This is a genomic window from Roseateles sp. GW821-FHT09H10 (genome assembly GCF_059415865.1).
The window spans coordinates 429,209-441,969 of sequence record NZ_JBWKOB010000005.1 but is presented as its reverse complement, the minus strand read 5'-3'; the positions used below and the strand labels follow the sequence as shown (position 1 = coordinate 441,969).

Annotated in this window: 8 protein-coding genes; 6 read left to right on the top strand and 2 right to left on the bottom strand. The window is 69.5% G+C overall.

From position 1 onward, the window contains the following. Positions 1-143: 143 nt before the first annotated feature. The 5 genes from AC07OY_RS23205 to AC07OY_RS23185 all read left to right on the top strand — a co-directional run bounded on the left by AC07OY_RS23205 (position 144) and on the right by AC07OY_RS23185 (position 6,029). The gene (locus tag AC07OY_RS23205) at positions 144-1,034 is read left to right on the top strand and encodes a DUF6929 family protein (protein WP_495044939.1); all 891 of its coding nucleotides are present in this window, start codon (positions 144-146) and stop codon (positions 1,032-1,034) included. A gap of 9 nt (positions 1,035-1,043) precedes the next feature. Then, complete coding sequence (locus tag AC07OY_RS23200) at positions 1,044-2,285, top strand: M20/M25/M40 family metallo-hydrolase (RefSeq protein ID WP_495044938.1); 1,242 nt, start codon at positions 1,044-1,046, stop codon at positions 2,283-2,285. A 341-nt stretch (positions 2,286-2,626) separates the two neighbouring features. Continuing rightward, on the top strand, positions 2,627-4,393 hold the full coding sequence (locus AC07OY_RS23195) for a thiamine pyrophosphate-binding protein (protein WP_495044937.1): 1,767 nt from the start codon (positions 2,627-2,629) through the stop codon (positions 4,391-4,393). Beyond that, a complete protein-coding gene (locus tag AC07OY_RS23190; RefSeq protein ID WP_495044936.1) occupies positions 4,390-5,214 on the top strand; it encodes a citrate synthase family protein in 825 nt (274 codons plus the stop codon). The genes AC07OY_RS23195 and AC07OY_RS23190 overlap by 4 nt, the downstream gene beginning before the upstream one ends. Next, on the top strand, positions 5,211-6,029 hold the full coding sequence (locus AC07OY_RS23185) for a citrate/2-methylcitrate synthase (protein ID WP_495044935.1): 819 nt from the start codon (positions 5,211-5,213) through the stop codon (positions 6,027-6,029). Before AC07OY_RS23190 ends, AC07OY_RS23185 begins: the two co-directional genes overlap by 4 nt. Before the next feature lie 27 nt (positions 6,030-6,056). On the opposite strand, the gene AC07OY_RS23180 is transcribed toward AC07OY_RS23185, so the two are convergent. Both AC07OY_RS23180 and AC07OY_RS23175 read right to left on the bottom strand, forming a co-directional pair. Further along, positions 6,057-8,168: a TonB-dependent receptor plug domain-containing protein gene (locus AC07OY_RS23180; protein ID WP_495044934.1), complete on the bottom strand. Its 2,112-nt coding sequence runs from the start codon at positions 8,166-8,168 to the stop codon at positions 6,057-6,059. 136 nt (positions 8,169-8,304) lie between these two features. Beyond that, positions 8,305-10,632 (bottom strand): TonB-dependent receptor plug domain-containing protein, encoded by a 2,328-nt coding sequence (locus AC07OY_RS23175; protein WP_495044933.1) that lies wholly within the window; start codon positions 10,630-10,632, stop codon positions 8,305-8,307. Positions 10,633-10,655: 23 nt separating this feature from the next. Here AC07OY_RS23175 and AC07OY_RS23170 point away from each other — a divergent pair, with 23 nt between their 5' ends. Beyond that, positions 10,656-12,731 carry a TonB-dependent receptor plug domain-containing protein gene (locus AC07OY_RS23170; RefSeq protein ID WP_495044932.1) on the top strand — a complete coding sequence of 692 codons (2,076 nt, stop codon included), beginning with the start codon at positions 10,656-10,658 and terminating at the stop codon, positions 12,729-12,731. The last annotated feature ends 30 nt before the right edge of the window (positions 12,732-12,761 follow it).

Sequence of the window (12,761 nt, the reverse complement as noted above, 5' to 3'; positions counted from 1 at the left end):
CACCGGCCGAGGGTCGACGACGGGTCGAGGGTGTCGGAAGAAGAACATGGCCCGTCAGCTGTGGGCGGCCCGCGAGAGGACAAGGCCGGGAATCCCTCTGGAATGGGGCGGCTAGGATGGCTCGCAAGGCTGCGGGAGGCGCGATGCTGGATGTGAAGGTGGTGCGGACGCTGTCGCTGGAATCGGGCCACCTCAGCGCCGCCAGCGGCGTGGCTCGCGTCGGGCCGCGCCTGTATGTCGTGGCTGACGACGAGCACAGTCTCGGCGTGTTCGACATGGCAGGGCAGGGCGGGGGCGCATTGATTCCGCTGTTCGCTGGTGAATTGCCCGAGCAGGCCAAGGCACGCAAGGATGCCAAGCCTGACCTGGAGGCGCTGGTGGCCTTGCCCGTCTGCGGCGCTTTTCCGGATGGCGGGCTGCTGGCCCTGGGCTCAGGCTCACGCCCGCAGCGCCAGCGCGCGGCCCTGCTGGAGCTGGGGCCGGTGGGTGAGCTGATGCGGCCGGCGCGGGAGATCGACCTGGCGCCGCTGTACGAGCCCCTGCACGTCCGGCACGCGCAGCTGAACATCGAGGGCGGCTTTGTCAGCGCCGGCCGGTTCTGCCTGCTTCAGCGCGGCAACGCGGCCAAACCCGACAACTTGATGATCGCCTTCGACTGGGCGGCGGCGCAGGCCTGGCTCACGGGCGGGCCGCTGCCGGCGGCCCTGTCCAGCACACCCTATGAGCTCGGCGACATCGACGGCGTGCCCTTGTGCTTCACCGACGGCACCGCCTTGCCCGATGGCGGCTGGGTGTTCTGCGCCGCGGCCGAAGCCACCGACGACAACTATGCCGATGGCCCCTGCCGCGGCTCGGCTGTCGGCCTCGTCGCGGCAGACGGTCTGCTGCTGGGCGTTTGGCCGCTGGCCCTGCGCTGCAAGGCCGAGGGGATCGTGGCGCGGGTCGAGGGCGGCACGTTGGAGCTGCTGATCGTCACCGACCCCGACGATCGCGGGGAGCCAGCATTGCTGCTGTCGGCGAACCTGCCCATCTAGGATGCGCCCATGATTCTCAAGAACGCTCTCGCTCTCACCGCGCTGCTCGCCGCCCTCGGTTCAGTGCACGCTCAAACCGTGGAGGCCGACCCCGTCGCCACCCTCGTCAACCAGCTCGAGCTGGACAAGTACAAGGCCACGATCAAGGGCCTGACCCAGTTCGGCGATCGCCGCCAGGGCACGGCGCGCAACCGCGCGGCCCTGGACTGGATCGAGGCCCAGCTCAAGAGCCATGGCTGCACGAACACCGAACGCCTGCGCTATGACTTCACCGAGCCCGCCAAGCGCGGCCCCGTGCAACTGCAACCCGTGCGTGCCGCCGGTCCGGCGGCCCAGGGCGGCGGCACCCTGTTCGGCAAGCGCGCGCCCATCGGCGTCAACACCGACCCCCTGGCCCAGCCGGACGAGCGTCTGCGCGCCTTGAACGCCGAGCAGACGCAGCTGGGCACCTCGCCGCGCGAGAGCGTCTACTGCACCAAGGTCGGCACGGCCCGGCCCGACGAGATGGTCATCGTGTCCGCCCACATGGACGGCATCGGCTTCGGCGAGGCGGCCAACGACGATGGCTCGGGCACGGCCCTGGTCATGGAGCTGGCGCGCATCTTCAACGCGCCCGGCGTGACGACGGAGCGTTCCATCCGCTTCATCCTCTGGAACAACGAGGAGACCGGCCTGAATGGCGCCCACGCCTATGTCGAGCAGCGCAAGGACCTGCAGGGCATCGAGTCGCCCAAGGGCTCGGGCCGCTATCCGGAGCCCAAGTGGCTGGGCGTGATCCAGCACGACATGCTGCTCTTCGACCACGGCATGCCCATTCCGAAGCTGGACGCCGCCGGCAAGCCGGTGCTGGATGCCCGCGGCCAGCCCGTCTACACCGCGCCGAAGGAACAGCGCGCCGAGGCGGATGTCAATGTCGAGTTCCAGGTGAACTCGAAGTTCGCGGACGGCGCCGCCAAGCTGGCGTGGGCGATGCGTGCGGCCAACGAGAAATACGCGACCGACTATCCGGCGGCCGTGGGCAACCGCATGACCAACACCGACTCCGTCCCCTTCATGGACCACGCGCCGGCCATCTCCGTGCGCGAGAACGAGCGCGGCATGCAGATCGGCGCGGGCTGGAATCCGCACTGGCATCAGCCCACCGACCTGTACTCGACCTACTCGGACAAGGACTTCCTGCTCGGCCTCAACGCGGCGCAGACAACACTTGCAGCTGTCGCCCAACTTACGGGAGCGCGGGTCAAGCCCTGACCCCGAGGGGTCGGGGTTGCCCGCATTCGGGGGATGTAGCAAATGTATCAATTGGATACAGTCGCGATCGCTGGATGTAAACGCATTCATGCATCACCAAATAGATGACGCAGGGCCTTGAGCCCATGCGCGCAGCAGGGGGGAGCGAGCCGTTCGGGCCTTGTGTCCACGGCCATCCGTGAGTCCACCTTGGTGGGCTCTTTTGTTTCCCCCGACCTCGTACGGGCCTGCGGCCTGTTACGAAGTCCATCGCCTGCTGCACCGTGGAATCCAACACTGCTCTCGCCCCGTTCTATACCGAGGCGCAAGACTCTTCGTCCGTTTCGGGACATGAGCCCCTCGTGCGTGACGCTGCCGACCTGCTGGTCGACGCACTGGCGGCGCTGGGCGTCGAATATGTTTTCGGCGTGCCGGGTGGCGCCATCGAGCCGCTGTACAACGCGCTGGCGCGCAGCGCCCGCCGCGGCGGCCCGCAGGCCATCGTGGCCCGCAACGAGCAGGGCGCGGCCTATATGGCCGATGGCTATGCCCGCGAGACCGGCAAGCTGGGCGTGTGCATCGCCACCTCGGGGCCGGGCGCCACCAACCTGATCACCGGCGTGGCCTGCGCCTATGACAACAACGTGCCCATGCTGGTCATCACGGGCCAGCCGCCGATCAAGAACTTCGGCAAGGGCGCGCTGCAGGAGTCCAGCTGCACGGGCATCAACACGATGGCGATGTTCCGCCCCTGCACGCGCTACAACTCCCTGGTCTCGCATGCGGAACAGCTGCCCACCAAGCTCTTCAATGCGCTGATGCAGGCCCAGCGTTCGCCCAGCGGCCCGAGCCACCTGTCCATTCCCGTGGACATCCTGCGAGCCCCTATTTCCAGCGACATGGAAACCCCAGATTTCGCTGGCCTGCTGCGCCGTGCGCCGGCCCTGGTGGACCTGCCCGCCGTGCGCCAGCTGGCCCGGCAGCTGTTCTCGGCCCGTCAGCCCGTCTGGCTGATCGGCGACGGCTGCGGCGAGGCCGCCGGCGACCTGATGCAGCTGGTGCAGCGCACCGACGGCAACTTCATCACGACGCCCGACGGCAAGGGCTTCATCAATCCGCGCCATCCGCGCTTCCGCGGCGTGTTCGGCTTCGGCGGCCACGCCAGCGCGGCCGAGCTGCTGCAGGGCGAGCCCGACCTCGTCGTCGCGCTGGGCACGGGCTTCGGTGAATTCAACAGCGGCGGCTGGTCGACGGCCTTGCTGAACAGCCGCCTCGTCCATGTGGACGACAGCGACGAGAACCTGATGCGCTCGCCGATGGCCCGCCTGCATGTGCGCGGCCATATCAAGTCGGTCTGCGAGCAACTGCTGGCCCTGCTCAACTCGCCCCAGGACGCTGAGCTGCTGCCCTTCATGCATCCGCAGGTCGCCCGCCAGGCCTACGAGGCCATGGTCGACAGCCCCGAGGCCCTGCACAGCGACAGCGCGCCGGTCAAGCCGCAGCGCCTCGTCGCCACGCTGGGCGAGCGCTGCCCGCCGCAGACCCGCTTCGTCGCCGACGCCGGCAACAGCGCCGCCTGGGCCGTGCACTACCTCGCGCCCCACGACCAGCGCGCCCGCATGCCGGGCAGCGCCTATCTGCCGGCCGGCAAGGAGAGGCGCACGCGCACCTCGAGCTGGCTGCGCGTGACGATGGACTTCGCGCCCATGGGCTGGGCCATCGGTTCGGCCGTCGGCATCGCCATGGCCAACCGCCGCTGCCCGGTCGTCTGCCTGACCGGCGACGGCAGCTATCTGATGAACGGCCAGGAGATCACCGTCGCCGCCGAGATGGGCCTGCCGGTCCTCTATGTGGTGCTGAACGACGGCGCGCTGGGCATGGTCAAGCATGGCCAGCGCCTGGCCGGCGCCGAGCCCATCGGCTTCCAGCTGCCCAAGGTCGACTTCGCGCTGATGGCGCAGTCCATGGGCATCCCGGGCATCGTCGTGCGCTCTTCGGCCGAGCTGGACGCGCTGGACTTCGACGCGCTGCTGTCGCGCCAGGGCCCGACGCTGCTGGACATCCGCATCGACGGCGAGGAAGTGCCGCCGATGAATCTGCGCATGCGCACCCTCGGGACGGCGCGGTGAGCGCCGTCGGCGACGTGGTGCGGCCGCAGCTGCGCACGCGCATCTGGCTAGAGGACGCCGTGCCTGGGCATCCCGGCGTCACGCAGGCGGCCTACTGCCATGGGTACGACGTGGCCGGCGACCTGCTGGGCCGGGCGGGCTGGGTGGAGATGCTCTTCCTGCTGTTGCGCGGCGAAGCTCCCGACGCGTCTCAGGTGCGGCTGCTGGAGGCCTTGGCCGTGCTGCTGGCCAACCCGGGGCCGCGTGACCCCGCCGTGCACGCGGCGATGTGCGCCGGCAGCACCGGGTCTACGGCCGCCGCCACGCTGATGGCTGCCCTGGCCGTGGGCGCGGGCCAGCTCGGCGGCGCGCGCGAGGTCCATGCCGCGGTGACGGCCTGGCAGCAGCTCGGCCGCGATCTCGGCGGCTGGCAGGCGGCCTGCGAGGCGCGGCGTGGAGCGGCGCCCGGCGTGGCGAGCATCTGGCCGCGCACCGAGCACGTGCCGGGTTTCGACCCCACGGCCACGGCGGCGTCGCCGTGGATCGGGGCGTCGCTGGAGCGCCTGGTGGCGCTCGGGGGCGGTGCCTGCCTGGACTGGCTGCTGGCGCACCGCGCGGCCCTGGAAGCGGCGGCACAGGCGCCCCTGGCGATGACCGGCGTGGCCGCCGCGGCGCTGGCCGACCTGGGCTTCACGCCCGCCCAGGCCGAGATGCTGCATCTGCTGCTGCGCCTGCCGGGCTCGGTCGCGCATGCGCTGGAGCAGCAGGCGCTCGGGCCCAAGCAATTCCCTTTCTTCGATCTGGACCTCGTCAACGACCCCTTGGGCCGGGAGGCCGCATGAACAGCACCGACCGTCCGCCGAGCTGGGCCGGCAAGGCCTTCGTCGGCACGCGGGCCGTGTTCCGTGGCCATGACCAGCACGCCGACCTCGGCCGCGCGGACTGGATGGACCTGTTCGTGTTCGGCATCACCGGGCGGCGCTACGGGCCGGCGGCGCTCAAGCTGATGCATGCGCTCTGGGTCGGCACCAGCTACGCCGATGTGCGGCTGTGGAACAACCGCGTGGCCGGGCTGGCCGCTTCAGCGCGCAGCACGCCGTCGCTGGCCGTTGCGGCGGCGCTGGGCATGTGCGAGGCGACCGTCTACGGCGGCCACCCCTGCGTGCGCGCCATCGACTTCCTGCGCAGTGCTTGCCAACGGGTGGCGCGGGGGGAGGCCCTGGAGTCCGTGGTGGCGGCCGAGCTGGCCGAGCGCCGGATCTACGGCTACGGCCGCCCGATCCATGCCACCGACGAGCGGCTGCCATGGCTGCAGGAGATCGCGCGCGAGCAGGGGCTGGCCGACGGTCCGCACCTCGCGCTGGCCCGGCAGGTCGAGGCGCTGCTGTGCGCACGCGATCCGCGGCTGAAGATGAACTACGCGGCCATGGCTGCCGCGTTGGCGGCCGACCTGGGGTTCAGCGTGGTGGAGTTCCACCATTTCCAGGTGCCCATGGCGATGGCCGGCATACCGCCCTGTGCCGTCGAGGCGGCCGAGCGCCCGGCAGGCGCCTTGTTCCCGCTGTCCTGCGAACACATCCGCTACGAGGGCGTGCCCAAGCGCGCCTGGCCCGGGCGGGCTCACAAGAAAACGCCGGGCCGCCCCAAGTTGTCTTGACCCCCTCGGAAGGCGGGCTGGGGGCGCTCAGAACCGGTAGCTGGCGATCAGGTGGAAGGCGCGCCGCGGCAGGGGCAGGTCGTCGGCGATGCCCGCGCTGGGGCGGCTGGGCTCTCGCACATCGGCATCGAAGAGGTTGAGCGCAGCCAGGCTCAGGTCCCAGCCTTCACGCACCGCCGGCAGGCGCAAGGTCAGGTCCAGCGTCGTGCTGCCGGGCACGGGCGGGCGGTTGTCGCCCGCGGCACGGGCACGCGCAGACACGTGGTTGATGCGGGCGTTGATGTTCAACCCGTTGCGCAGTGCCCAGTCGGCGCGGGCGTTCAGATGATGGGTCGGCGCGTAGCCGGCCGGGGTGTCGGTCTGCAACTCGATGGATCGCTGGTAGCCATAGCCGCCGGCAAGGCGCAGGTCGCGCTGGGCGTCCCAGGTCCACTCCAGCTCGCCCCCATGGCCACGCCGTTCGAAGGCGTTGCGGTAGGTCGCGCCGGGTGCGGGTGCCGGGTTGGGCGTGGTCTTGATGAGGTCGCTCATCCGGTAGCTGTACAGGTTGACGCCGACCTGCAGCGAGCGCTGCAGCTGCCATTGCACGGCGGCCTCCAGCGTCTTGATGCGCTCGGGCTGGATGTTGGCATTGCCGGCCGTGACAGGGTTGACGCCGTACTGCTCGTCGAACGACGGGGCGCGGAAGGCGCTGCCATAGAGCAGCTTGGCCGTGACATCGAGGCTGGCGTCCCAGACCAGCGCCAGCCGCGGGTTGGTGGTGCTGCCGAAGTCGGAGTAGCGGTCGTGCCGCACACCACCGGTCAGGGTCCAGTCCTTGGCGAAGCTCCATTCGTCCTGCACATAGGCATAACTGACCCGGCGCCGGTGCGGTGCGAGGAAGGATTCGGCCACCGGCGCCAGCTCGACCTGGCCGCTGGGCAACGGGATGGGCAGGCCGGTGAGCGGTCCCGAGGTGATGAGGGAGAAATTGCGGTACTCGCGGGTGCGGTAGAGGTTGAGGTCGTCATGGCCGAGGCCGATGCGCCATTGGTGGCCCGACCATCCGGCATAGACCAGCGCCGCGCCCAGGCGGGTCTGCCGCTCCCAGGTGTTGGGCGAGCCGAGCATGCCGTTGGGGAAGGCGCCGCCGAAGGCCCCGGCTGGAAAGATCACCACCGGCGCCGGCAGTTGCTGGACGTAGCTCAGCGCGCTGGCATTGAGGTTGAGCCGCCAGTCCTGGCCCAGCGCCAGGTTGTTGAGCGCGAGGTTGGCGTGGCTGCGCTGGGACGCCACACGGCCGACCGGGTCCAGCGCACCGGAAGCGCCGGCGCCGGTGCCCACGTCGGTGCGGCGCTTGTGGCCGGCCTGCAGGCGCCACTCGCCCAGCGCCAGCTCCAGGCCGGCATCCAGCGCGTCATAGCCCAGGCTGGTGCGGCCGGGGGCCAGGCTGGCGTGTGTGCCGAAGAGGGCATCGAAGCCGGTCTGGGCATCGCTTGGAATCACCTCGCGGGCGCCATCGCTGCGGCCGCTGCGCAGGAAGGCGGCTACCGACACCGGGCCGAGCTTGCCGCCGTGCTGGAACCAGACATCGCGCGTCGAGAACGACCCCAGCGAGGCGCCGACCTCGGTGCCGGCAATGTCGGCCGCGCCCTTGGTGACGATGTTGATGACGCCCGCATAGGCATCGGCCCCGTAGAGCGCCGAGCCCGGGCCGCGGATGACTTCGATGCGGGCGATGTTGGCCACCGGCAGCCCGGCCCAGACGACGCCGCGGCTGCCGACGTAAAGCGTCGTCATGGGCACGCCGTTCTGCAGCATCAGCACCTGGGGGTTGAACTCGCTGACGATGCCGCGGATCTGATAGAGCGGCGAGTAGGCGAGATTGCTGCGGCTCACGTGCAGGCCAGGGACCGTCTCCAGCACCTGGTCCAGGTCGACGGCGCCCATGTTGGCGATGTCCTGGGCGGTGATGACGGTGGCCACCGCCGGCGCGCGGCGCAGCGATTGCGCGGCGCCCGTGGCAATGCTGACGGTGGTCTTGTCGCCATAGACCTGGGCCAGTTCGTCTTCTTCGCTCGGTGTCTGCGCGAGGGCAGCGGGCAGCGACGCCGCCCAGCAAGCGCCGCCGAGGAACACCAGGCCAAAGGAACGTCGCATTGCCAGCTTCTCCGAGGAGGGGGTGGTGGGCGCGTATTGTGATGTCGCTGCCATGGGGCCCAAGTGCAGCCGCGTGAGGGTAGGGGGGCGCGTTTCGTGAACTCTGCACGCGCGACCCGCTGCGCTCTTCAAAGGCTCAAAGGTGGTAGGCCGCCTGGACGTAGAGCGAACGCCGCGCCAGCGGAATGTCTTGCGGCAGGCCGAGCCCGGGTGCCATGCTGGGCTCGCGGGCGTCGGCGTTGAACAGATTGCGCACCGAGAACGCGAAATCCCATTGGCCCCTGCTCTTGCCGGTGCGCAAGGTGAGGTCGGCGGTGGTGTAGTCGGGAATCGGCGCGCGAGCGTCCCCGGCGGAGCGCTTGCGTTCGGCCACGTGGTTGACCTGCCCGCTCAGCAGCCAACCGTGGGTGATGCTCCAGTCGGCCCGGGCATTCAGGTGCTGGCGCGGGGCATAGCCTGCGTCGGTGCCCGTCATGTCCTCGATGGAGCGTTGCAGCGCGAGGGTGCCGCTCAGGCGCAGTTTGCGGCTCACGTCCCATTGCGCTTCCAGCTCCAAGCCGCTGCCGTGCTGGGCGCCGATGTTGTTGAACTGAGCCCCGCCGCCGCCGCTGTCGGTGGTGCGGATGATGTCCTTCATGTCGTAGCGGAACAGGCTCAGGTTGAGCTGGGTGTCCGGCCGGGCCTGCCAGGAGAACGCGGCCTCCCAGGTGCTGATCGTCTCGGGCTTGAGCGCGGCGTTGCCCCGGATGACGGGGTTGTTGATGCTGTACTGCTCTGTGAAGGCCGGCGCGCGGAAGGCTCGCCCGTAAAGGACCTTGACCGTGAGGTCGAGGTTGGCGTCCCACACCAGCGCTGCGCGCGGGTTGGTGGTGGTGCCGAAGTCGGAATAGCGGTCATGGCGCAGGCCGGCGGTCAGCGTCCAGTCCTTGGCCATGCGCCATGCGTCCTGCGCATACAGATAGCTCACCGTGCGCCGGTGCGGCTCGGCGAAGGACTGCGCGCTAGGGAATTCCTGGACCTGGCCGGTGGGCAGAGGAACGGGGAGGCCGATGGCGGGGCCGCTGGGAATGATGGTGAAGTTCTTGAACTCCTGCGTGCGGTACATGTCGAGGTCGTCGTGGCCGACACCGATGCGCACGCTGTGGCCTTTGAAGCCGCCGTAGGACGCCACCGCCGCGAGGCGGATCTGCTTTTCCCAGGTGTTGGGTGCACCCAGCATGCCCTTGGGGAACGAGCCACCGAAGGCGCCCGGCGGGAAAAGCTGCAGCGGCACGTTGAAGGTCTGCTTGTAGTGCAGATAGCTGGCTGTTGCCGTGCCCCGCCAATCGCCGCCGAGTTCGATGTCCGACCAGGACAGGTCCGAAGTGACCCGCTCGATCCGGTAGCGCCCGACCGGGTCCAGCGCGCCGGCGACGCCGGCACCCGTCTGCAGGTCATCGCGCAGCTTGTAGCTGCCGCGCAGTCGCAGCTTGTCGCGGCTCATCTCTGCGCTGGCATCCAGGGCCTTGAAGCCCACATTCATGGGCCCTGGGGCGAGGCTGGCCCGGATGCCGAAGAGGCCATCCAGAAAGCTCTGCTGGTCGGCGCCGACGGTCTCGCGTTGGCCATCGGTGCTGCCCGCACGCACGTAGGCTGCCACGTCATAGCCGCCCAGCTTGCCACCGTACTGCAGCCAGCCATCGCGGCTCTTGAACGAGCCCACGCGCAGGCCGAGGTCCGCGCCGCCGATGTCGGCCGCCGTCTTGGTGATGACGTTGATGACGCCTGAAAACGCATCGGCGCCATAGAGCGCCGAACCAGGCCCGCGGATGATCTCGATGCGCGCGATGTTTTCCACCGGCATGTCACCCCAACCCAGGCCGCGGTTGCCAACGAAGAGGGTGGTCAACGGCACGCCGTTGAGCAACATCAATGTCTGCGCGTTGAATTCGCTGTGGATGCCTCGAACGAGGTAGAGAGGCGCAAAGGTATTGCTGCTGCGGCTCACGTGGATGCCGGGCACGCTCTCCAGCACTTCATCGATGCCCGTCGCACCCATGGCCGCGATGTCCTGGGCCGTGATCACGGTGGCGACGGCCGGCGCGCGGCGCAGGGCCTGGGCCGCGCCGGTGGCGATGCTGATGGTCGTCTTGTCGCCGTAGATCTGTGCGAGTTCTTCCTCTTCGCTGGGCGCCTGCGCAAAGGCGACCGGCAGCCCTGCTGTCCAGCAGGCGCTTCCCAGAATCACCCCGCCAAGGAGAGGTCTCATGCCAGCGTCTTTCAAGTGCGCGGTGAATGGAGCTGCATTGTGGTGGCGGTGAGGCGCGCTCCAAGGGGCGGCAGGAGAGACTGTGGCGCGGCAGCGAAACGAGCTGGCGCGCCTGGGGTGCGCAAGGGTCGTGACGGGAGGCGTCTGCATAATGCTCCACGCTTCGCCCGGCGTCGCACTGTCCTGAATCAAAGTTGATTGCTCCCGGTTGTCCATCACAAGCTCTTCGCCATGCCCTGTTGGGACTCGTCTTGGGCAGTGCGGCCGTGGCTTTGGTGGCGATGCCGGGCGCGGCCATGGCGCAGACCGATGAGGACGAACTGACGCTCGCCTACGGCGACCAGCGCACCGTCAGCATCGCCGCCGGCACGCGCCAGCCGCTGCGCCAGGCGCCGGCGGTGGCCAGCGTCATCACGGCCGAGGCCATCAAGGCGATGGGCGCCGTCGACCTGGACGAGGTGCTGGAGTCGGTGGCCGGCCTGCATGTCGGGCGCGCGGCCAACCAGTACATGCCGCTCTACATCTTCCGCGGCATCTACAGCCAGTTCACGCCCCAGACCCTGGTGCTGCAGAACGGCGTGCCGATGACGACGCTGTTCGTCGGCAACAAGGGCAATGTCTGGGCCGGCTATCCCGTCGAGCACATCGCGCGCATCGAGGTCATCCGCGGGCCGGGCTCCGCCCTGTATGGCGCGGACGCCTTCGCGGGCGTCATCAACATCATCACCAAGTCGGCGGCCGACGCGCCCGGCACGCGGGTCGGCCTGCGTGGCGGGTCATTCGGCACGCAGGATGGCTGGCTGCTGCACGGCGGCAAACTGGGACCGCTGGAGGTCTCGGCCTATCTGCGCGTGGGCCGCACCGACGGCGCGCGCAGCCTCATCGAGAAGGATGCGGCCCAGCCTGCCGTCAGCCGCGCGCCGGGTCCGCTGAACCTCGGCCATGACGCGGTGGACGGCAATCTGGAACTCGGCCATGGTGCCTGGCGTGCCCGCCTGGGCTACAAGCTGCGCAGTGACGTCGGCACCGCCGCGGGCGTGGCCTCGGCCCTCGACCCCACGGGTAAAAGCCGCAGCGAACGCACGCATGCCGACCTGTCCTGGACCGAACCCAGGCTGAGCGCCGACTGGGGCGCCGGCCTGCAGGCCAGTTTCCTGCGCTATGTCGAGACCACGCCCGTCGACTATGTGCTGCTGCCTGCCGGCACGACGCTGGGCCCGGGCAATGTCTTCACCGACGGCCTGATCGGCGGGCCCAACAAATGGGAGCGGCAGACGAGGCTGTCGGCGTTCGCGTCCTACGCCGGCTTCAGCGGGCACAGCATCCGCGTCGGTGTCGGCCATGACGACCTCGACCTCTATGCCACCACCGAGAACAAGAACTTCAACCCCAACTACAGCCGCATCGGCACCGGCTCGTTCGCCGATGTCACCGACTTCTCGGCCACGCTGCTGAAGTTCATGCTGCCGCACCGGCGCCAGGTCAGCTATGCCTATGTCCAGGACGAATGGCGCTTCCAACCGGACTGGGTGCTGACCGCCGGCTTGCGCCACGACCGCTATTCCGACTTCGGCTCGACGACCAATCCGCGCCTGGCCCTGGTGTGGAGCGCGGCCTACAACCTGACCGCCAAGCTGCTGTACGGCCAGGCCTTCCGGGCGCCGTCCTTCACCGAGCAGTACAGCATCAACAACCCCGTGCTGGGCGGCAACCCGGCCGTTCAGCCCGAGACCATCCGCACCGTCGAGGCCGCGCTGGCCTGGGGTGCCTCCGAGGGCTTGCAGTTCAACCTCAGCCTGTTCCGCTATGCCATGCGGGACATCATCCGCGGTGCCCCCAACGCTGCGGCGCCGCCGGCCAGCCTGGTCCAGAACCGGGGTGGCCAGGACGGGCAGGGCGGGGAGCTGGAATTCGTCTGGGATGCCTCGCGCAGCCTTCGCATTTCGGGCAACTGGGCTTTCCAGCGCTCCGTCGATGCGGCGACGCGCCAGGACGCCGGCTATGCGCCGCGGCGACACGCCTTCGTGCAGGCCGACTGGGTGCTGGCGCGCGGCGCCAGCCTCAGCGGACAGCTCAACCATGTGGCCGGCCGCCACCGGCCCGAAGGTGATCTGCGGCCCGCCACCCGGGACTACACCACGCTGGACCTGTCCGCGCGCAGCCGCCTCGGCAGCTCGGACTGGGAACTGTCGCTGATGCTGCGCAACCTCTTCAACGCCGATGCCCGCGAGCCCAGTCTCGCCGGCGGCGGCATCGTCCACGACCTGCCGGTCTATCCGCGGGCCGCCTATTTGCAGGCCATGGCCCGCTTCTGAGCCCGATCCGCCTTTGCATAATGCCGCCCA

Excerpts from the sequence above, each read along its gene's own strand:
- AC07OY_RS23205 (WP_495044939.1), top strand. The coding sequence starts at position 144 with ATGCTGGATGTGAAGGTGGTGCGGACGCTGTCGCTGGAATCGGGCCAC.
- AC07OY_RS23180 (WP_495044934.1), bottom strand. The coding sequence starts at position 8,168 with ATGCGACGTTCCTTTGGCCTGGTGTTCCTCGGCGGCGCTTGCTGGGCG.
- AC07OY_RS23200 (WP_495044938.1), top strand. The coding sequence starts at position 1,044 with ATGATTCTCAAGAACGCTCTCGCTCTCACCGCGCTGCTCGCCGCCCTC.
- AC07OY_RS23175 (WP_495044933.1), bottom strand. The coding sequence starts at position 10,632 with ATGGACAACCGGGAGCAATCAACTTTGATTCAGGACAGTGCGACGCCG.
- AC07OY_RS23185 (WP_495044935.1), top strand. The coding sequence starts at position 5,211 with ATGAACAGCACCGACCGTCCGCCGAGCTGGGCCGGCAAGGCCTTCGTC.